This window comes from Janthinobacterium sp. SUN073 (assembly GCF_030397665.1).
GTDB lineage: Bacteria > Pseudomonadota > Gammaproteobacteria > Burkholderiales > Burkholderiaceae_D > Janthinobacterium.
Genome location: NZ_JAPUBT010000006.1, coordinates 100,890 through 120,794, shown reverse-complemented (window position 1 = coordinate 120,794; position 19,905 = coordinate 100,890). Strand labels below are relative to the sequence as shown.

The window sequence follows — 19,905 nt, the reverse complement described above, 5'->3', positions numbered from 1 at the left end:
GCATGACTACCTCCATGCCTTGTACCGAGGGCGCGCCCGCTGCTGCTGCGGCGCGGCCCGCCAGAAAGCGCTTCAACATGAAGCAGTGGGCGCCGTATATTTTCATCAGCCCCTTCTTCATTTTGTTCGCCGTCTTCAGCCTGTTCCCGCTGCTGTTTTCCATCTATCTGTCGTTCAACCAGTGGGAAGCGGCCAGCGGCGTGGAAGCCATGCAGTGGGTGGGCCTGGATAACTACAAATATGCACTGAGCGATCCGTGGTTCTTGCGCTCGCTGGGCAATACCATCTGGCTGGCGCTGGCCTCGGGCGTGCCGCAACACCTGGTGGCCATTCCGCTGGCGGCCTTCATCCACAACAGCTTCAAGCGCTCGCGCAACCTGGTGATCGGCATTTACTTTTTACCGTTCATCACGTCCAGCGTGGCCATCGCCATGGTCTTCAACACCCTGTTCTCGCGCGACTATGGGCAGATCAATGTGCTGCTCCAATGGTGCGCCAGCCTGCCGCTGGTGGGCGGCCTGTTTCCGGCGGAATCGATCGACTGGCTGGGCAGCTCGCTGTTCATCAAGCCGGCCGTCGCCTTCGTGATTTTCTGGCGCTACCTGGGCTGGAACCTGGTGCTGTATTTGTCCGCGCTGCAGGTCATTCCCAAGGATCTGTACGAGGCGGCCACCATCGACGGCGCCTCGACACGCCAGCAATTCTGGTACATCACCCTGCCGCAGCTGCGCCCCATGATCTACCTGGCCGTCACGCTCACCATCATGGGCAATCTGCAGCTGTTCGAGGAGCCGTTCGTGCTGGTGGCCGAATCGAGCGGCGTGAGCCAGTCGGTGATGACGACGGCCATCTTCGTCTACAAGACGGCGTTTTCCTCGGGCGACTTCGGCACGGCGTCGGCCATTTCCTGGCTGCTGTTCCTCATCATCGCCAGCACCACCTGGGTGAATAACCGCATCTTCAGCCGCAACGAGCGCAGGGAGGCCAAATGAAAACCACCCGCTGGACGGCCTACGCCATGGTGGCCATTGGCGCCCTGATCATGGTCGCGCCGTTCTACTTCATGTTCGTCTTCGCCACGCACACGAGCGCCGAGATCTACAGCCTGCCGCCGCCGCGCTGGTTCGGCACGGCCCTGCTGAATAACATCGAGCTGCTGCAGGAACGCCTGCCGTTCTGGCGCAATATCGGCATCAGCCTGTACGTGGCCCTGATGACCACGGCGCTGACCTTGTTCTTTTGCTCGCTGGGCGGCTATGCGTTCGCCATGTACGAGTTCCGCTTCAAGCGGCCCCTGTTCACCCTGGTGATGGCGTCGATGATCATCCCGTCGTTCATGAACATGATTCCCACCTTCATGCTGATGGATTTCCTCGGCTGGCTGGACCAGCCGCGCGCCCTGTACGTGCCGGGCGCTGCCGGCGCGCTGGGTATTTTCCTCATGCGCCAGTACATCGGCACGGCGATCCCCAAGGACTTGATCGAGGCGGCGCGCATCGATGGCTGCGGCGAATTCGTCATCTACTGGCGCGTCGTGCTGCCGCTGATCGGCCCCGCCATGGGCACCCTGGGCCTGATCACCTTCATCAACTCGTGGAACAATTTTATTACGCCGCTGGTCGTCATGCGCTCGGTCGAGAACTACACGATCCCGCTGGCCCTGCGCAGCATGCAGGCACCGAACAACACGGAGTGGGGCGCGCTGATGACGGGTGCCGCCATCGCCGTGCTGCCGCTGCTGCTGATGTTTTTTGTCGCCTCGAAGCGTTTAATTGAAGGCCTGACCCAGGGCGCCGTCAAAGGCTGATCCACACATTTATCTCAACCCCTCACACTGACATGACCACCATGCATAACGACGACATCGACACCAACTTCCCCGCCACCTTCACCTGGGGCGTGGCCACCAGCGCCTACCAGATCGAGGGCGCCGCCGCCATCGACGGCCGCGGCCCGTCCATCTGGGATACCTTCAGCCATGCCGACGGCAAGATCATCGACGGCAGCAATGGCGACGTGGCCTGCGACCACTATCACCGCTACGCGGAGGACGTGGAGCTGATCGCCAGCCTGGGCGTGAACGCCTACCGTTTTTCCATGTCCTGGTCGCGGGTGCAGCCGACGGGTTCCTGCGCCTGGAACGAGGCCGGCTTCGACTTTTATGCGCGCCTGCTCGACGCCCTGGCCGCCAAGGGCCTCGATGCCCATTTAACTCTGTACCACTGGGACTTGCCGCAAGCCTTGCAGGACGAGGGCGGCTGGCTCAATCGCGCCACCTGCTATCACTTCGCCGCCTACGCGGCCGAGGTGGCGCGCCGCTTCGGGCACCAGGTCGCCAGCATCGCCACGCACAATGAACCGTGGTGCACGGCCGTGCTGGGCCACGGCACGGGCCAGTTCGCGCCCGGCATGGCCGATCCGGCCGCCGCCGTGCAAGTGTCGCACCACTTGCTGCTGTCGCACGGCCTGGCCATGCAGGCGATGCGCGCCGCGAATGTACCGGCAAAACTGGGCATCGTGCTCAATCAGTGGACGGCCACGCCGGCCACCGACAGCGCGCAGGACCGCGAGCTGGCCGAACTCGAATATGCGCGCTCGGTGCAGTGGTATATGGACGCCATCTTCAAGGGCCGCTACCCGGCGCTGGCCCTGAAACACGCCGACGCTTCTGCTTTGTCCATCTTTGAAAACGATTTCACAGATATCAAACAGCCCATCGATTTCCTCGGCGTGAACTACTACACGCGCGCTTTCATGAGCGCAGAGACGCCGCCGCGCAAGCCCGAATGCAAGCTCGGTGTCAACGACATGGGCTGGGAGACCTATCCGCAGGGCTTGACGGAGCTGCTGGTGGGCCTGCACCGCGAATACCGCCTGCCGCCCGTCTACATCACGGAAAACGGCATGGCCGTGGCCGACAAGCCCGTCGACGGCAAGATCCACGACGCGCCGCGCATCGAATACGTGCAGCTGCACCTGGACGCCTTGCGCGCCGTGATCGCGCAGGGCATCGACGTGCGCGGCTATTTCTACTGGAGCCTGATGGACAACTTCGAGTGGAACTCGGGCTACGCCAAGCGCTTCGGCATGCTGTACGTCGATTACGCCACGCAGCAGCGCAGCTTCAAGGACAGCGCCCTGTGGTACCGCGATTTTATTATCGCCCAGCGTGCGTCCCATGCCGTTGCCCTGGCCGGGGAGCACTGACATGGCCGCCATTTCCCTGCGCGGCATCCGCAAGACCTACGGCGACGGTCCGGAAATCGTCAAGGGCCTGGACCTCGATATCCATGACGGCGAATTCATGGTCTTCGTCGGGCCGTCCGGCTGCGGCAAGTCGACCCTGCTGCGCATGATCGCGGGACTGGAAGACATCAGCGCGGGCCAGCTGCGCATCGGCGACTTGCTGGCCAACGACGTGGCGCCGGCCGAGCGGGGCATCGCCATGGTCTTCCAGAGCTACGCCCTGTATCCGCACATGACGGCGCGCGAGAACATGGGTTTTGCCCTCAAATTGGCGGGCAAACCGGAGGCAGAAGTGCGCGCGGCCGTCGGCAAGGTGGCCGAGATTTTGCAGATCACGCACCTGCTCGACCGCAAACCCAAGGCTTTGTCAGGCGGCGAGCGCCAGCGCGTGGCGATCGGCCGCTCCATCGTGCGCCAGCCCAAGGTGTTTTTGTTTGACGAGCCGCTGTCCAACCTCGACGCCTCGCTGCGCGTGCAGACGCGCATCGAGCTGGCCAAGCTGCACCAGGAACTGGGCACCACCATGATCTATGTGACGCACGACCAGGTCGAAGCCATGACCCTCGGTGACCGGGTCGCCGTTTTCCACGGCGGCCACCTGGAGCAGGTGGGCGCGCCTTTGGACCTGTACCGCCATCCGGCCAGCCAGTTCGTGGCCGGCTTCATCGGCGCCTTGCGCATGAACTTTTTGCCGTGCGCCGCCGTCCCGGCACTGGCCAGCCAGCTCGGTGGCGAGGCGGGCATGCTGGTCGGCATACGCCCCGAGCACCTGCGCCTGGTGCCGCGCAATGAGGGCTACGGCGCCACGGTCACGCTGATCGAGCAGCTGGGCGACGCGCAGATCATCCACGCGACGCTTGACGGCCGCATCGACGGCGGCCCGCACGCGGTGGCCATCAAGCTGCATGGCGAGGCGCGCCACGCGCTGGCGCAGGGCAGCGCCATCGGCTTCGCGCCGGAAGAGGGCCATGCCTTTTTATTCGACACGGCCGGGCGCGCCGTGGCCACCCATTGACCCCGCACGGAGGCGACATGACTTCAGATTGACACCCAAAAAATGTGCAGCAATAGCCAAAGAGCTATGTGATCATCATTCAACCAGCGGTACAGGAGACAACAACAATGCAACAGCTCAAACGCAATACCATCGCCCTCAGCCTGGCGCATGCGACCTTCGCCCAGTTCATCTTGCTGGGCAGCGGCGCCGCCATGGCCCAGGAAGCGGTCAGCACCACGGCAGCCACCGACGCGGCAAAACCGGCAGCCGAACAGATGGACCGCATCGTCGTCACGGCCACGCGCCGCAATACCTTCGTGCAGGAGACGCCGCTGGCCGTCACCGCCTTCAACCAGGACACCCTGCAAAACAATCAAGTGAAAGATCTGGCATCGCTGGCGACCATGGTGCCGAGCCTCGTCGTCGAGCAGCATGGCGATTCGGGCGGCGTGCACGTCTACATGCGCGGCGTCGGTTCGGCCAACCACACGGAGCTGGGCGACCCGGCCGTCGCCTTCTATGTCGACGGCGTGTATTCGCCGCGTCCCCAGGGTGCCACGGCGCTGATGTACGACTTGAGTCACGTCGAGGTGGCACGGGGTCCGCAAGGCACCCTGAATGGCCGCAATTCGACGGCGGGCGCTGTCAACCTCGTGTCGGCCGCGCCCAGCACGGCCAAGTTCATGGGCTCGGCCGGCATCACGGTGGGCGACTACCGCCATTTGCAGACGCAGGGCATGCTCAATATCCCGTTTTCCGACGACGTGGCGCTGCGCATCGCCGCCATCAAGGATAGCCATGACGGCACGGTGGATTTCCGTCGCGGCTCGAACGTCATGCCGGGCACGGCCAAGTATGGCGCCGGCGACCAGATGGGCGTGCGCGCCTCGCTGTTGTGGAAGTTCACGCCGCAGTTGCGCGGCACCTTCATCGCCGACTACTTCCTCGACCAGGGTTCCGGCAACGTCTACCTGGCGGCCGAACCGAAGCCGGGCGAGAAGCTGCGCTCGGCCCTGATCGATACGCCGGGCACGCTGGACCAGTCGATTTTGACCTACAAGGGCAAGCTCAATTACAAGCCGACGGAGGCGCTGGACTTCACGTACCTGGGCAGCTGGAGCCGCTACAAGCGCCAGAACAGCAACGACTCGGATGCGGGCCTGTTCCCCGGCTTCAAATCGGAAAACCGCACCGACTGGGCGCAGTTCGACAGCTATTCGCACGAGCTGCAGGCGCGCTCGGACGACGATGCGCCGTTCCAGTGGGTGGCCGGCCTGTTCCTCTTCAATGAAAAGAACAAGGTGCGCTTCGATATCGACCGCAGCCAGATTTCGCAGGCGGCCGTGCAGCAGGATATCGCCAACGGCGCCGTGATTTTCGTGCAGCCCACCGTGGGCCAGTATGCCTCGGCCATGTCCTTCATCCAGGGCGACCGCCAGCTCAAATCCAAGGCTGTATTCGGCCAGGTCAGCCAGCAGGTGACGGACCAGATCAAGCTGACGGCCGGTGCGCGCTACACGAAAGACCATAAGTTCGACATCGGCGGCAAGAACTGGGCTTGCCCGAACTGGCCCGCGAATACGCCGCTGGGCACCACGGTGCTCACTGCCGACCAGCTGCGCCAGCTGGTCACGCCCGGCACGGGCCTGGCCAACACGCACAATATCGGACCGGGCGGCGCCATCACGGCCGCCGCCTGCGGCAATACGCCGGGCGACAATACGGCCGACCTGAAATACGGCCAGGCCACCTGGCTGGGCCGCATCGAGTACAAGCTGCGCCCCGACATTTTGCTGTTCGGTTCCGTGACGACGGGCTTCCATTCGCCGGCCATCGGCGACGGCGGCGCCACCACCAAGCCGGAAAAGCTGACCAGTTATGAAATCGGCTTCAAGTCGGACTTGCTGAACCGCGAACTGACCCTGAACCTCGATGCCTTCCTGATGAAGTACAAGGACAAGCTGGAATCGCAGGTGGTCAACAGCGTGCTGGCCAACTTCAATGCGGCCGGCGCCACCGTCAAGGGGCTGGAAGCGGAGTGGGTGTGGCGGCCAACGAAGGTCGACCGCCTGACGGGCAACGCTACCTGGCTGAAAGCTGTGTATGACGATTTTCTCTCGTGCGACGTCGACGCGGCGCGCGCGAATGGCCAGTCTTGCGGCTCAACGGCGCCACTGGTGAACGTGGGCGGCAGCACCATGAAGCATGCGCCGAAGTTTTCCACGACCGTCCAGTACGAGCATGATTTCGCCGTCGCCGGCGGCCAGCTCACGCCGCGCGCCTCGGTGCACTACGAAACCATGTCGTATGTGGGAGCGGGGGCCTTCAACGGCGACGTGCCGGGCCATGCGGGTGTCAAGCGCCAGGAAGCCTACACGACGCTGGACCTGAGCCTGCGCTTCCAGCCGGCGAACAAGGCTTACACGGTGGAAGCGTTCGTGCAGAACGCCACGGACAAGGCGGTCAAGCTGGACGTCAATGAAATCTGCACGGACGTGGGCATGCCATGCCAGCCCACGCAGCAGATCTACGGCGCCTTCTACAACGCGCCGCGCACGTTTGGCGCGCGCGTGTCGATGAAGTTCTGATGTTGTTAACCCCAACGGCAAAAGAGCTGGGGTCGGACCCTGAGGGTCTGACCCCGGGGTTTGCTTCTGGGGTTACATAAACGGTATGTGGCAGCTCTCAGTAGCATGTTTTTGCCGGGTGACGACACCCGGCCTTTTTTATTCCAAAGTGGCTTGCACGCTGGCGATGCCGATCTGCGCGCTGCCTTCGGCCAGGCGCACATTGACGTTCTGGCGCGCCTGCAGCTGTGCCGGCGAGCGCACGATGGCGCCTTTTTCGTCGCGCAAAATCGCGTAGCCGCGTTCCAGGGTGCGCTGCGGGTTGAGCAGTTCCAGCTGCGCGGCCAGGCCGTCGAGGCGGTGGCGCCGCTGCGTCACCAGCTGCGCCATGGCCGCGCCGCCGCGCCGCTGCATGTCCACCAGGCGGGCGCGCGGCGCCGTGACGTCGGGCCGCAAGGCGGCCCAGCGCGAACGCAGGCGTTCCAGTGCGTACTGTGACTGGTTCACGGGCGCGCGCGCCGCATGCGTCATGGCCGTTGACAGCGCCAGCAACTGCAAACGCTGCTGCTGCAACTGCGCCTTCGGGTTGAGCAGGCGGCGGCTGTGGCGGTCCAGCGTTTGCGCCGCATCGTCGAGGCGGCGGCGCATGGCGCGGCGCAGGTCGGTCGCGTCGGCGCGCAGGGAAACCATCCAGTCGGCGCGCGGCGTGGCCGCCAGTTCCGCCGCCGCCGTCGGAGTGGCCGCGCGCAGGTCGGCCGCGAAGTCGGCGATGGTGAAATCGGTCTCGTGGCCCACGCCGCTGATCACGGGCATGGAACAGTCGGCGATCGCATGGGCCACAGCTTCATCGTTGAACGACCATAAATCCTCGATGCTGCCGCCGCCACGGCACACCAGCAGCACGTCGCACTCGGCCCTTGTGGATGCCGTGCGGATGGCGTGCGCGATTTTTTCCGGCGCCTGCTGGCCCTGCACGGGTGTCGGGTACAGAATGATGCCCACATGCGGCGCGCGTCGCTTGAGCGCGATCAAGACGTCGCGCAGGGCGGCCGCCTGCGGGCTGGTGACGATGCCGATGCTGCGCGCGAACATGGGAATGGCGCGCTTGCGTTCCTGGTCGAACAGACCCTGCGCGGCCAGTTTTTCTTTCAGGCGCTGGAACGCTTCGTACAGGGCGCCCACGCCGGCGCGGCGGATGGCTTCCACGTTGATCTGGTAATCGCCGCGTGCGCCGTACAGGGTGACGAGGGCGCGCACTTCCACCTTGTCGCCTTCGCGTGGCGTGAAGCCGGCAAACTGGGCGCGGCCACGGAACATCACGGCGCGCACCTGGGCGCCGTCATCCTTGAGGGTGAAGTACCAGTGGCCAGAGGCGGCGCGCGTGAAGTTGGAAATCTCGCCGGCGATCCAGGTCAGGGGAAACGAGCGTTCCAGCAGGCGTGCGACGGCCTGGTTCAGGGCGCTGACGGTCAGCACGGGCGGGGCGGCAAAGCCGCTGTCAGTCGGGGAGTCGTTCATCATCAGGCAAGGGGAAAGAAGCAAGCTGTCCACATATTATCGGCGAGGTCATGCTTATGTCATATATCGCGCAAAACAACAAGTTCTATTTCTAAGTATTTGATTTCATGCAGAATTCCCGTATGCCTGATTTGCGTGCACAGGGAAAAAAACCTTTAATATCAAGTACATCAGTGCAGCCCCTGCCACTTACGCACAAAGTTATCCACAGAAAGTGTGCGGAACTTTTTGCCTTGGATAATTGTTGCCGGACAGGCCCCTTTCGGTAAAAGAAAATGCCCTGCCACATTTTTACGCACGGAAATAAAGTACATAGGAATCAAGTGCTTAGTATGCCATGCATGGCCTTGCGCACAATCTTATCCACAAAAAATGTGCAGAACTCGGCGCCGGCGCGTGAATGATCCACTGAAACGGCCATGGCATGGCTTGCCTGAATTTTGCGCAGCATAAAAATAACCATATAAATCAAGGGTGTAGCATCCAGGTGTACGCCTTGCTCACAATCTTATCCACAGAATGTGTGCAAAACTGCATAAACCGTTTCGTGGTTTGTCCGGGTTTTCCACTGCATGCACAGGTAGCATCGCTGCCTTATTTTTAAGCATTGAAAAAAACTCCTTTTAAATCAAGGGTCTTGCAGGGAGTCAATCGGCTTGCTCACAATCTTATCCACACTTTATGTGTGGAACTGCATTTTCGGTGGAAAAGTATTGTTTGACGATGGTTTTTGGCATGAAAACCTCCGTTTTTCACGCCCTGCTATTTTTTTATGCAGGGAAATAAAAACGATATAAATCAAGGTACTTGGCATCTATTCTTGCGCTTGCGCACAATCTTGTCCACAGATTGTGTGCAGAACTTTGACGTTTGAAATGCCGCGTGTTTCGCTCTGCCTGCCACTTTTTTACGCATTGACTTAATATCCTTTAAAATCAATGACTTAATTTAATTCCTTGGCTTTGCGCACAATCTTGTCCACAGTAAATGTGCAGAACTCTATAACTATTAATTTGTTGACATTGACTACTGTCGATAAGCTGCTATGCCTGTATTTTGCGCAGAACGATATTTTCCATGTGAATCAAGCACTTGCATGCTGGACTTCATGCTTGCTCACAATCTTATCCACACAAAGTGTGCAGAACTGTGCGCTGGCCGCGCCCGCTCGCCGCGCGGTGTGGACAAGTACGCATGCGGGCGCCACTTGCCGCCGGCGCGGCAACGCGCTACATTGCGCCATTCCTGCGCGGACGTACAATCGGTCTTCGGCGCTCGGTACAATACAAGCTGTTCGGGCGGTTCACCGCCTTCCCTTTACCAGGAGTTTCTTTTGCTCGCTATATTTCAAGCCGCTGGCTGGCCCATCTGGCTGTTGTTGATCGCTTCCATCGTCGCCTTGGCCCTGATCATCGAGCGCCTGCTGTATTTGCGACGCGCCAAGATCCTGCCCCGCAAGCTGTTCGATGAAGTGGTGCAGGTGTATCGCAGCGGCAAGATCACGCCGGACACGGTAGCCAAGCTGGAAGACAATTCGCCGCTGGGTGTGGTGCTGGCCGCCGCCCTGCGCAATGTGGACGCGCCGCGCGAGGTGATGAAGGAATCGATCGAAGAGGCGGGCAGTGGCGTGGCCCACACGCTGGAACGTTTCCTGACGACCCTGGGCACCATCGCCACCCTGGCGCCGCTGATGGGCCTGTTTGGCACGGTGATCGGCATGATCGAGATTTTTGCCTCGCCCGGCGCCACCGCGTCGAACTCGGCGCTGTCGCACGGTATTTCCGTCGCCCTGTACAACACCGCGTTTGGCCTGGCCATCGCCATGCCGGCTCTGATCTTCTACCGCCACTTCCGCGCCCTCGTCGACAGCTTCGTCATTGACATGGAGCAGCAAGCGGTCAAGTTCGTCGACATCGTCCACAGTGGCCGCCAATGAACTTCCGCAAAGGCAAGGGGCGGGAAGACCCCGAAATCAACCTGATCCCGTTCATCGATGTGCTGCTGGTGATCCTGATCTTCCTGATGGTCAGCACCACCTACAGCAAATTTACGGAGCTGCAGATCACCTTGCCGACGGCCGACGCCGAGCAAGCCAAGGACAAGCCGCAGCAGATCGACGTCACCATCGATGCCAAGGGTAATTACACGGTGAACCGCGAACCCGTCTCGTTCCGCGACGTGGCCGGCCTGGCCGATGCCCTGCAAAACGCGGCCAAGGCGGCCAACGGCGGCAAGTCGCCCGCGCAGACGCCCGTGGTGGTGGTCAACGCCGACCAGTTCGCCATGCACCAGATGGTCGTCCACGTGATGGAAGCGGCGCGCCTGGCCGGCTATGAAAAGCTGACGTTTGCGGCGCAGGCCGGTGGCAAGTAAGGCAAACCTCCAACCCCAACCGAAGTGCCGGGGTCGGACCCTCAGGGTCCGACCCCAGGTGTTGATTTTGGGTTCCAATTTTAGTTGACACCCATGCCCACATCCTCCCCCGCCAAGCTTGAAACCACATTGACCCGCGCCTGGCTGACGCGCGGCCCGCTGGCGTGCGCGCTGTGGCCAGTTTCCCTGCTGTTCGGCGCCTTGAGTGCCGTGCGGCGTGGCCTGTACCGCGCCGGCCTGTTGACATCGACGCGCCTGCCCGTGCCCGTCGTCGTCGTCGGTAATATTTTTATCGGCGGCACGGGCAAGACGCCGTTGACGATCTGGCTGGTGCAAGCCTTGCGCGATGCGGGCATGCGCCCGGGCGTCATTTCGCGCGGCCATGGCAGCGCCGACAGGCTGCCGCGCGCAGTGACAGCAGCTTCCACGCCGCAGCAGGTGGGCGACGAGCCGCTGCTGATCTTCCAGCGCGGCGGCTGCCCCGTGATGGTGGGGCGCGACCGCGCGCTAGCGGGCAGGGCGTTGCTGGCGGCGCATCCGGACGTCGACGTGCTGGTGACGGACGACGGCTTGCAGCATTACGCCTTGCAGCGCGACGTGGAAATCGTGCTGTTCGACGGTCGCGGCGCCGGTAATGGCTGGCTGCTGCCAGCCGGTCCCTTGCGCGAATCGCCGCGCCGCCGGCGCGATGTGACGGTGATCAATGCGCCGGAGCTGGCACCGGATCTCGTTGCCCGTGTCGCGCCACAGGGCACTCTGGTGGTGCAGATGCTGCTGGCCGGTGGCGTGGCCGAACGCATGGCGAACCGCGGCGAAAGCCTGCCGCTTGAAACCCTGGCGGCCAGCGGCCAGCGCATCGTGGCGGCGGCCGGCATTGGCAATCCGCAGCGCTTCTTTGCCATGCTGCGCGGCGCCGGACTGGATTTTACGGAACTGCCTTTGCCCGACCACCATGACTTCCTCGACCAGCCATTTGCGGCACTCGACACGGATCTGATCTTGATCACCGAGAAGGATGCAGTAAAATGTGCGCAAATTGAATATCTCAAAGATGACCCGAGACTGTGGGTCGTCCCCGTCAGTGCGCGCATCGATAGCGCGCTGGCCCAACAAATTGTGGAGAAATGTCGTGGACGCTCGACTGCTTGATATCCTGGTCTGCCCTGTTTGCAAGGGTCCGCTTGAACACGATAAAAAGGCGCAGGAACTGATTTGCCGCGCCGACCGCCTGGCCTATCCTATCCGTGATGGCATCCCCATCATGTGGGCGGACGAAGCGCGTACCCTGCAAGACGCAGTGGAATAACGATGGCGTTCATCGTCATCATCCCGGCCCGTCTGGCCTCGACGCGCCTGCCGGGCAAGCCGCTGGCCGACCTGGGCGGCAAGCCCATGGTGGTGCGCGTGGCCGAGCAGGCAGCCCTGTCTGGCGCCGCGCGCGTCATCGTCGCCACCGACCATGAATCCATTCGCGCCGCCTGCGCCGCGCATGGCGTGGAAGTGTGCATGACGCGCAGCGATCATCCGTCGGGCACGGACCGCATCGCCGAAGTGGCGCGCACGCTCGCTTTGCCGCCGGACGCCGTCGTCGTCAACCTGCAGGGCGACGAACCGCTGATCGATCCGGGCCTGCTGGCCGCCTGCGCGGCGCAGATCAGCAGTACCGTGCCCATGGCCACGTGTGCCCATCCGCTGCACGATGTGCTTGAGGCCTTCAATCCGAACGTCGTCAAGGTGGTGCTGGACAAGAACGGCCGCGCCTTGTATTTCTCGCGCGCGACGATTCCGTGGCACCGCGACGGCTTCGCGCAGTCGAAAGACAGCCTGCCGGCCGGCTATGTGCCGCTGCGCCATATCGGCCTGTATGCCTACAGCAATGCGTTTTTGCAGGAATACCCGCAATTGTCTGTTTCGCCGCTGGAAGCCATCGAGGCGCTGGAGCAGTTGCGCGTGCTGTGGCACGGTGTTGCCATCGCCGTGCATGTCACGGACTCGGCCCCGGCCGCCGGCGTCGACACGCCGGAAGATCTTGCCAGGGTGCAAGCCCACTACGGCGCCCTGTAGGCGCTACCCGCAAAACGGCAGGCGTGCAAATGTAATTTGTGCGCCTGCAGTAAAAACCACATTTTGAAACGTCCGTCTCGCTAATTGCTGGCTTTGATCAATCAGGGCATAGCAATTCGATAGCAAACTGGCGCTCCGGGGATTTTTTGTGGTAAGTTTCGTAGGGAAAGATAGCCATAGCAACATCATCTAAAAAAAATAATCACACATACCACCATCCAAAATCTGTTTTTTAGGAACTTTCAATGCGTCTGATACTTTTAGGAGCACCCGGTGCCGGCAAGGGCACCCAAGCTAACTTCATCAAAGAAAAATACAACATTCCACAAATCTCCACGGGCGACATGCTGCGCGCGGCGATCAAGGAAGGCACGGAACTGGGCCTGGCAGCGAAAAAAGTCATGGATGCGGGCGGCCTCGTGTCGGATGACATCATGATCGGCCTGGTCAAGAACCGCCTGCAGGAAGCCGATTGCGCCAATGGCTACCTGTTTGACGGCTTCCCGCGCACCATCGCGCAAGCGGACGCCATGAAAGATGCCGGCATCAATGTCGACTACGTGCTGGAAATCGACGTGCCTGACGCGTCGATCATCGAGCGCATGGACGGCCGCCGCAGCCACCCCGGTTCGGGCCGTGTCTACCACGTCAAGTTCAACCCGCCGAAGGTCGACGGCGTCGATGACATCACGGGCGAACCGCTGATCCAGCGCGACGACGACAAGGCGGAAACGGTCAAGAAGCGCCTGGACGTCTACCACAACCAGACCAAGGTCCTGCTCGGCTACTACAACGACTGGGCCAAGTCCGGCCTGCCGGGCGCGCCGAAATACCGCCGCATCGCCGGCGTCGGTCCGGTCGAGCAAATCCGCGACAGCGCCTTTGCCGCCCTGGCGGAATAAGCAGTTTTTCAAAAGCGGACCTGAGTGTCCGCTTTTTTTCTGCCCGCTTTTCAGGCAGACTGCCAGCATGGCTGGATGCATAACGTTTTCGTGGTTCAGGTTTTTTGCAGGTCGTGTTTTCCTGGCTGCGCGTGCCTACCCGGTGCGGTCTGCAGCTGTTGGCAATGACGTCGGATAAAAACAGAAGGGGACGATATGGCAGCCAGTTTGTGGTTTGCGGTAGCCTGCGGCGTGGTCGCAGTCATTTACGGTTTGGTGTCGCGTAGCTGGATTCTGCGCCAGGATCCCGGCAACGCGCGCATGCAGGAAATCGCGCTGGCCATCCAGCAGGGCGCGGCCGCCTACCTGGCGCGCCAGTACCGCACCATCGCGTTTGTCGGCGTGGTGCTGCTGATCGCCATCTATGCGCTGCTTGGCCTGCACACGGCGCTGGGCTTTTTGATCGGCGCCGTGCTGTCGGGCGCCTGCGGCTTCATCGGCATGAATGTCTCGGTGCGGGCGAATGTGCGCACGGCGCAGGCGGCCACGCTGGGCATCAACCAGGCCCTGAACGTGGCCTTCAAGGGCGGCGCGATCACCGGCATGCTGGTGGTCGGCCTGGGCCTCTTGGGCGTGACCCTGTTCTACTGGCTGCTGGTGACGACGGGCGCGCCCGGCCTGACCCAGCATGACCTGATCAAGCCGCTGATCGGCCTGGCGTTTGGCGCCTCGCTCATTTCCATCTTCGCGCGGCTCGGCGGCGGCATCTTCACCAAGGGCGCCGACGTGGGCGCGGACCTGGTGGGCAAGGTGGAGGCGGGCATCCCCGAGGATGATCCGCGCAATCCGGCCGTCATCGCCGACAACGTGGGCGACAACGTGGGCGACTGCGCCGGCATGGCGGCCGACCTGTTCGAAACCTATGTCGTGACCCTGATCGCCACCATGCTGCTGGGCGCACTGCTGATGGCAGAGGCCAGCAGCACGGCCATCATCTATCCGCTGCTGCTGGGCGCCGTTTCCATCCTCGGCTCCATCGTCGGCTGCTCGATGGTGAAGACCAAGCCGGGCGCGAAGATCATGTCGGCTCTGTACACGGGACTGTGGTGGGCCGCCGGCCTCTCCCTGGTCGGCTTTGCCGTGGTGACGTGGCTGCTGTGGCCCGACGACGCCATGCGCTACAAGATGCTGGGCGCCACCGTCGTCGGTATCGTGCTCACGGGCCTGATGGTGTACATCACCGAGTACTACACGGGCACGGATTTCAAGCCCGTGCGCCACATCGCCGAAGCGTCGACGACGGGCCACGGCACGAATATCATCGCCGGCCTGGGCGTGTCGATGAAGTCCACGGCGTATCCGGTGCTGGCCGTCTGCGTCGCCATCCTCGTCTCGTATCAATTGGCCGGTCTGTACGGCATTGCGATCGCCGCCACGGCCATGCTGTCGATGGCGGGCATCATCGTCGCGCTCGACGCGTATGGCCCCATCACGGATAACGCGGGCGGCATCGCGGAAATGTCGGGCTTGCCCGACTCCGTGCGCGCCATCACCGATCCGCTCGACGCCGTGGGCAACACCACCAAGGCCGTCACCAAGGGCTACGCCATCGGTTCGGCCGGACTGGCCGCGCTGGTGCTGTTTGCCGACTACACGCATGCGCTTGAATCGGTGGGCCATCACATTACGTTCGACCTGTCGAACCCCATGGTCATCGTCGGCCTCTTCATCGGCGGCCTGATACCGTATCTGTTCGGCGCCATGGCGATGGAAGCCGTGGGCCGCGCGGCCGGTGCCGTGGTGGTGGAAGTGCGCCGGCAGTTCCGCGACATCAAGGGCATCATGGAAGGCACGGCGCGGCCCGAATACGACAAGGCCGTCGACATGCTGACGGCGTCGGCCATCCGTGAAATGATCGTGCCCTCGCTGCTGCCGGTGGTAGTGCCCATCGTCGTCGGCATGCTGCTGGGGCCAGCGGCGCTGGGCGGCCTGTTGATGGGGACCATCGTCACGGGCCTGTTCGTGGCCATTTCCATGACCACGGGCGGCGGCGCCTGGGACAACGCCAAGAAATACATCGAGGATGGCCACTTCGGCGGCAAGGGGTCGGACGCGCACAAGGCGGCCGTCACGGGCGACACGGTGGGTGACCCGTACAAGGATACGGCCGGTCCGGCAGTGAACCCCTTGATCAAGATCATCAATATCGTGGCCCTGCTGCTGGTGCCGCTGCTGCCGGCCACGGGCTGGCTGGCCGTCAAGGCGCCGGCGCCCATCCACGCGCCCGTGCCGCCCATCCTGGCGCCGGCCACACCCGTGCAAAGCTTGCCCGCGCAATAAGAAGGCGCGTTTCCTGCAGCCCCGTGGCCAGCGCCGCGGGGCTGTTTGCGTTTTGTGCCTGAGAAACTTTCCTGCCGTCCATATCTTCAGCGTATCAAAGGTGAGCAATTGTTACGGCGCCTTTGCTTGTGCCCGCCCTCTGCCAATAATGGGGTGAGCTTTACACAGTCTGGCATGGATGGCAGGAGGATGTCATGGACAGCAATAACACAGGCCGCTGGGCGTCGCTGGCGCTGGCAGCGGTGATGGGACTGGCGGTGGCGGGCGGCGCCTGGGCCGCGCCCGGGGGGCATTCCGGACACGGCGGCCATGGCGGTTTCCACGGCGGCCACGGCCACTTCCACGGCCGTTCGCACGTGGGCGTCTGGGTGGGCTCGCCCTGGTGGTACGGCTATGGGCCGGGCTGGTATGGCGACCCGTGGTATGGCTATCCTTATCCATATGGCCGCACGCTGGTCGTGCAGCCGCCGCCCGTCTACATCGAGCAGGGCGGCGAGCCGACCGCGCAACTGTGGTACTACTGCGCGCGGCCGCAGGGCTATTACCCCTACGTGAAAAATTGCAGTACGGCATGGCGTGCCGTGTTGCCGACCAGCGTGCGCTGACGGGGAGATGAGCATGAACACGAGAGCGTTGATGGGGCGTGCCGGCTTGCTGGCGCCCCTCTTGCTGACCGCTTGCACGGTGCTGCCGGAAGGGCCGTCGGCCATGGTCTTGCCGGGCACGGGCAAGAGTCTTGAACAGTTCCGCGGCGATGACGGCAGTTGCCGTGGCTATGCGCAGGCGCAGCTGGCGGGCACGGGCGCGGCCGACAGTTCATCGTATGGCATGCAGCGCCGCTACGATAATGCCTATCAGCAATGCATGTATGCGAGTGGCCACAAGGTGCCCGTGGCCGGACAGATGCTGAGCGGCGTCCCGGCGAATGCCGCCACGCCGCCACCTGATACGCCGCCGCCCCGCTATTAGACCTTAAAAACGCGAGGTCAGGCCGACGAACATGCGCCGTCCCGGCACGTAGTAGGAGACCAGGCCATCGTTGGCCGGTCCCTTCTTGAACAGATTTTCCACGCCGCCGCGCACGGTCCAGTTTGGCGTGATCTTGTAAGACACGATGGCATCGACGATGGTGTAGGCCTTGTTGGGCTTGCGGCGCGTCGAGGAGCGCGCTTCGGCGTCCAGTTCCTTGCCCGTGTACTGGGCCGACACTTCGCCAAACAACTGATCGTTCACTTGCCAGCCCAGCGCCGAATACAGCGACACTTTCGGTGTCGACAGCAGGTTGACGCCTGTCGTCAGGTTTTTTGCTTCCGCCATATAGGTCAGGTTGTTACGCCAGTTCAGGTTCTTCGTCAGCGGAATGGTCAACGTACCTTCCAGCCCGCTGGTGCGCGCCTTCTGGATGTTGGTCATCTTGGTCCACCATTCTCCCTGGAAGAAACCCAGCGGCGTGTAGTCGATCTTGTTCTTGAAATCCGTGTGGAAATACGTCAAGCCTGCATCCCAGCCGTTGTGTTCATACGCCACGCCGAATTCGGCCGCCGTGCTCGTTTCCGGCTTCAAGTCCGCATTGCCGGCCATGTAGCAACCGCCCGTGATGTAGCCCATCGGGCGCAAGCCGTTGCAGCCGTTGCCGCCCGACTGGGTGGCGGCGCCTGGCGAATTTTCCTTCAGGCTTGGGGCGCGGAAGCCTTGCGACACGCCGCCCTTGATGGTCCAGGCAGGTAGTGGGTGGTACACCAGGTACAGGCGCGGGCTGTAGTGGTTGCCGAACTTGCTGTGGTGATCCAGGCGCAGGCCGGCCGTGGCCGTCAAGTTTTCGCGCAGGAATAGTTGATCTTCCGCGAACAGGGCCGAGGTGGTGCCGGACAAGGTCGCGCCGCTCACGGGATTGCCCAGGTAATCGGTGGGCACGGTGCCGATGGTGTCCGTATTCGTCAATTCCTGGTGTTTCCATTGGCCGCCCATCACCAGCAATTGCTCGATGCCCCAGCCCAGGCGTTTTTCCAGGGTCGCGTCCAGGGTGCTGTCCTTGGACTTGGCCACCGTGCCGATGAACTGGTTGTCATAATCGTTGTGGTACAGGTTGACCTTGGCCTTGCCGAAGTCATAGCGGCCTTCATAGCCGAGGCTGGCGCTCTTGCGTATCAGCTTGCTGGCGCCCCAGGCTCCGAACAGTGGCCTGCCATTGGCGTCGACGGTGGGCGAATCGCTCGCTTCCTGGCGGCCATAGCTGGCGTCCAGCGACAGGCTGTGCTTGTTATTCAGTGCCCAATTCAGCTGGCCTGTGACCGTCTGGTTGCGCTCGCCGCCGATGCCGCCCGCCTTGCCGCTGCTGCGCTCATCGGGATTTTGCTTCGATTGCGCTACGCCGATGCGCATGCCCACTGACTCCGACAGGGGGCCAGCCAGGTTCACGCCCAGCTGGTGCGCCGTGCCGCGGCCGCTGTCCTGCGGCTGCGTGTAGTTGGCCGTGGCCGACCCGTTCCACTTGCCCGGCACCTTGCGCGTGATGATGTTGATCACGCCGCCCATGGCGTCCGAGCCGTACAGCGAGGACATGGGGCCGCGCACCACTTCGATGCGCTCGATCATCTCGGGCGAGATCCAGTTCAAGTCCTGGCGCCCCAGGTCGGGACGGTAAGCCGTGTCGGCCGAGCTGCCCATGCGCTTGCCATCGACCAGGATCAAGGTGTATTTATCGGGCAAGCCGCGCAGCTTGATCTTCGATTCCTCGCCCGTGGGGCTGGTGCCACCCGTCACGCCGGGGATGCGGCGCAGCAGGGTGTTGAGGTCATACACGGGCTGGCGCTCGATTTCCTCGCGCGTGATGACGCTGATACTGGCCGGCGCATCCTTGATGTCGATGGCCGTGCCCGATGCGGTAACGACTACCGTGTTCATGGTGGGATCGGCGGCCACATTGCCTTCGGCCCAGGCGCTGCTGACGGCCAGCGACAGCAGGCAGGGCAGGAGCAGGGCGGCACGGGCGGGAGCGGCGACGGGGGCTACGATGGCGGGACTACGCTTGGTCATGGTGGACTTTCCGGATGTTGTTATTTCCTGGCTGCCTTCCGGGTGGCTCGGGTATAAATGAATGAAAAGAGAATAAACTGCGCTCGAATTCCGCTAATGAGAATAAGAATCGTTCTTATTGTAATGCCATACTGGCAAGAAGGAAAGTGCTGAAAGGAAATAAAACACCGTTGCAAGGTGCGCATCGGTGGTGTGCGGCACGTGCAAACGTGAGAGTGTTACCCTGGCTGGCATCTGGCGCGGCGTATGCCAATAATGAAAGTAGTGTGATCGGTGTTTGGGGAGGCAGCATGAAGACGATGATCAAAATGATGTCGGCGCTGGCCTGCGGCATGTGGCTGCTGGCTGGCGGCCATGCCTGGGCGCAGGAGCCGGCGGCGCCGGCCGAGTCCTTGCCTGAGTCCTTGCCCGTGTGCCAGCTCGACCCGCGCGACAGCGGCAAGCTGGCCGTGGAACCGTGCCGCCCGGCGCCGCCCGTGCAGCCGCGCCGTTCCGTGGGGCAGGTAATCGGCCGCATGCCCGTGCAGCGCACGGCGCCACCCGTCGTGCCCATGGCACCCCTGCCGCCCAGCCCGAGCGTGCCCATGCCGCGCGCGCCGCAGCCCATCGGTGCCTGCGACACGGGCGGTTGCCGCGATGCGGCCGGCGCGCGCTACAACGGCGCGGGCAATGCCACGCTCGATGCCAACGGGCGCATCTGCCACCGCAACGGCGCTTTCATGCAGTGTTTTTAGCCTTGCCACTGGTTGCCGTTGCAAGTTTTCGCTGAACGCGCGTAAAAGTGGCTACAATTGTCGCCGACATTACGTTTACGTAAACGTAATGATGGCATCATGCACCATGCAACCATCGGGCGCCGGGAACACGGCCCTCATCACTCAGG

17 protein-coding genes are annotated in these 19,905 nt (G+C 62.7%); 15 read left to right on the top strand and 2 right to left on the bottom strand.

Annotated elements, in window-relative coordinates; all coding sequences use genetic code 11:
• The first annotated feature begins 2 nt into the window (after positions 1-2).
• From O0882_RS17560 to O0882_RS17540, 5 genes are all read left to right on the top strand, one after another.
• On the top strand, positions 3-992 hold the full coding sequence (locus O0882_RS17560) for a sugar ABC transporter permease (RefSeq protein ID WP_289950043.1): 990 nt from the start codon (positions 3-5) through the stop codon (positions 990-992).
• Positions 989-1,807 (top strand): carbohydrate ABC transporter permease, encoded by an 819-nt coding sequence (locus O0882_RS17555; RefSeq protein WP_289950041.1) that lies wholly within the window; start codon positions 989-991, stop codon positions 1,805-1,807. Before O0882_RS17560 ends, O0882_RS17555 begins: the two co-directional genes overlap by 4 nt.
• 32 nt (positions 1,808-1,839) lie before the next feature.
• Positions 1,840-3,207, top strand: coding sequence for a GH1 family beta-glucosidase (locus tag O0882_RS17550; protein ID WP_289950039.1), 1,368 nt, complete (start codon positions 1,840-1,842; stop codon positions 3,205-3,207).
• A 1-nt stretch (position 3,208) separates the two neighbouring features.
• Positions 3,209-4,261: an ATP-binding cassette domain-containing protein gene (locus tag O0882_RS17545; protein ID WP_289950037.1), complete on the top strand. Its 1,053-nt coding sequence runs from the start codon at positions 3,209-3,211 to the stop codon at positions 4,259-4,261.
• A gap of 107 nt (positions 4,262-4,368) precedes the next feature.
• Positions 4,369-6,831: a TonB-dependent receptor gene (locus tag O0882_RS17540; RefSeq protein ID WP_289950035.1), complete on the top strand. Its 2,463-nt coding sequence runs from the start codon at positions 4,369-4,371 to the stop codon at positions 6,829-6,831.
• Positions 6,832-6,969: 138 nt separating this feature from the next.
• On the opposite strand, the gene xseA is transcribed toward O0882_RS17540, so the two are convergent.
• Positions 6,970-8,331 carry an exodeoxyribonuclease VII large subunit gene (gene xseA, locus O0882_RS17535; RefSeq protein WP_289950033.1) on the bottom strand — a complete coding sequence of 454 codons (1,362 nt, stop codon included), beginning with the start codon at positions 8,329-8,331 and terminating at the stop codon, positions 6,970-6,972.
• 1,330 nt (positions 8,332-9,661) lie between these two features.
• On the opposite strand from xseA, the gene O0882_RS17530 reads away from it, so the two are divergent.
• The 9 genes from O0882_RS17530 (at position 9,662) to O0882_RS17490 (ending at position 16,955) form a co-directional block, all read left to right on the top strand.
• Complete coding sequence (locus O0882_RS17530) at positions 9,662-10,264, top strand: MotA/TolQ/ExbB proton channel family protein (RefSeq protein ID WP_116743522.1); 603 nt, start codon at positions 9,662-9,664, stop codon at positions 10,262-10,264.
• Entirely contained in the window at positions 10,261-10,701 is a 441-nt protein-coding gene (locus tag O0882_RS17525) for a biopolymer transporter ExbD (RefSeq protein ID WP_289950031.1), read from the top strand. The genes O0882_RS17530 and O0882_RS17525 overlap by 4 nt, the downstream gene beginning before the upstream one ends.
• A gap of 93 nt (positions 10,702-10,794) precedes the next feature.
• Complete coding sequence (gene lpxK / locus O0882_RS17520) at positions 10,795-11,850, top strand: tetraacyldisaccharide 4'-kinase (RefSeq protein WP_289950027.1); 1,056 nt, start codon at positions 10,795-10,797, stop codon at positions 11,848-11,850.
• Positions 11,831-12,007: a Trm112 family protein gene (locus O0882_RS17515; protein ID WP_010395789.1), complete on the top strand. Its 177-nt coding sequence runs from the start codon at positions 11,831-11,833 to the stop codon at positions 12,005-12,007. Before lpxK ends, O0882_RS17515 begins: the two co-directional genes overlap by 20 nt.
• Positions 12,008-12,009: 2 nt before the next feature.
• Positions 12,010-12,765 carry a 3-deoxy-manno-octulosonate cytidylyltransferase gene (gene kdsB / locus O0882_RS17510; RefSeq protein ID WP_289950026.1) on the top strand — a complete coding sequence of 252 codons (756 nt, stop codon included), beginning with the start codon at positions 12,010-12,012 and terminating at the stop codon, positions 12,763-12,765.
• A 245-nt stretch (positions 12,766-13,010) separates the two neighbouring features.
• On the top strand, positions 13,011-13,667 hold the full coding sequence (gene adk / locus O0882_RS17505; RefSeq protein ID WP_071078917.1) for an adenylate kinase: 657 nt from the start codon (positions 13,011-13,013) through the stop codon (positions 13,665-13,667).
• 195 nt (positions 13,668-13,862) lie between these two features.
• Positions 13,863-15,986 carry a sodium-translocating pyrophosphatase gene (locus O0882_RS17500; RefSeq protein WP_289950024.1) on the top strand — a complete coding sequence of 708 codons (2,124 nt, stop codon included), beginning with the start codon at positions 13,863-13,865 and terminating at the stop codon, positions 15,984-15,986.
• Positions 15,987-16,180: 194 nt separating this feature from the next.
• Entirely contained in the window at positions 16,181-16,591 is a 411-nt protein-coding gene (locus tag O0882_RS17495; protein ID WP_289950023.1) for a hypothetical protein, read from the top strand.
• A 13-nt stretch (positions 16,592-16,604) separates the two neighbouring features.
• Positions 16,605-16,955: a glycine zipper family protein gene (locus O0882_RS17490; protein ID WP_289950021.1), complete on the top strand. Its 351-nt coding sequence runs from the start codon at positions 16,605-16,607 to the stop codon at positions 16,953-16,955.
• Positions 16,956-16,958: 3 nt separating this feature from the next.
• Here the strand turns inward: O0882_RS17490 and O0882_RS17485 are convergent, their stop codons facing one another.
• Positions 16,959-19,022 (bottom strand): TonB-dependent receptor, encoded by a 2,064-nt coding sequence (locus tag O0882_RS17485; RefSeq protein ID WP_289950019.1) that lies wholly within the window; start codon positions 19,020-19,022, stop codon positions 16,959-16,961.
• A 290-nt stretch (positions 19,023-19,312) separates the two neighbouring features.
• Here O0882_RS17485 and O0882_RS17480 point away from each other — a divergent pair, with 290 nt between their 5' ends.
• Positions 19,313-19,756 (top strand): hypothetical protein, encoded by a 444-nt coding sequence (locus O0882_RS17480; protein ID WP_289950018.1) that lies wholly within the window; start codon positions 19,313-19,315, stop codon positions 19,754-19,756.
• Positions 19,757-19,905 lie beyond the last annotated feature (149 nt).

Coding starts and splice junctions, on each gene's coding strand:
- O0882_RS17560 (WP_289950043.1), top strand. CDS start 3: ATGACTACCTCCATGCCTTGTACCGAGGGCGCGCCCGCTGCTGCTGCG.
- O0882_RS17555 (WP_289950041.1), top strand. CDS start 989: ATGAAAACCACCCGCTGGACGGCCTACGCCATGGTGGCCATTGGCGCC.
- O0882_RS17550 (WP_289950039.1), top strand. CDS start 1,840: ATGACCACCATGCATAACGACGACATCGACACCAACTTCCCCGCCACC.
- O0882_RS17545 (WP_289950037.1), top strand. CDS start 3,209: ATGGCCGCCATTTCCCTGCGCGGCATCCGCAAGACCTACGGCGACGGT.
- O0882_RS17540 (WP_289950035.1), top strand. CDS start 4,369: ATGCAACAGCTCAAACGCAATACCATCGCCCTCAGCCTGGCGCATGCG.
- xseA (WP_289950033.1), bottom strand. CDS start 8,331: ATGATGAACGACTCCCCGACTGACAGCGGCTTTGCCGCCCCGCCCGTG.
- O0882_RS17525 (WP_289950031.1), top strand. CDS start 10,261: ATGAACTTCCGCAAAGGCAAGGGGCGGGAAGACCCCGAAATCAACCTG.
- lpxK (WP_289950027.1), top strand. CDS start 10,795: ATGCCCACATCCTCCCCCGCCAAGCTTGAAACCACATTGACCCGCGCC.
- kdsB (WP_289950026.1), top strand. CDS start 12,010: ATGGCGTTCATCGTCATCATCCCGGCCCGTCTGGCCTCGACGCGCCTG.
- adk (WP_071078917.1), top strand. CDS start 13,011: ATGCGTCTGATACTTTTAGGAGCACCCGGTGCCGGCAAGGGCACCCAA.
- O0882_RS17500 (WP_289950024.1), top strand. CDS start 13,863: ATGGCAGCCAGTTTGTGGTTTGCGGTAGCCTGCGGCGTGGTCGCAGTC.
- O0882_RS17495 (WP_289950023.1), top strand. CDS start 16,181: ATGGACAGCAATAACACAGGCCGCTGGGCGTCGCTGGCGCTGGCAGCG.
- O0882_RS17490 (WP_289950021.1), top strand. CDS start 16,605: ATGAACACGAGAGCGTTGATGGGGCGTGCCGGCTTGCTGGCGCCCCTC.
- O0882_RS17485 (WP_289950019.1), bottom strand. CDS start 19,022: ATGACCAAGCGTAGTCCCGCCATCGTAGCCCCCGTCGCCGCTCCCGCC.
- O0882_RS17480 (WP_289950018.1), top strand. CDS start 19,313: ATGAAGACGATGATCAAAATGATGTCGGCGCTGGCCTGCGGCATGTGG.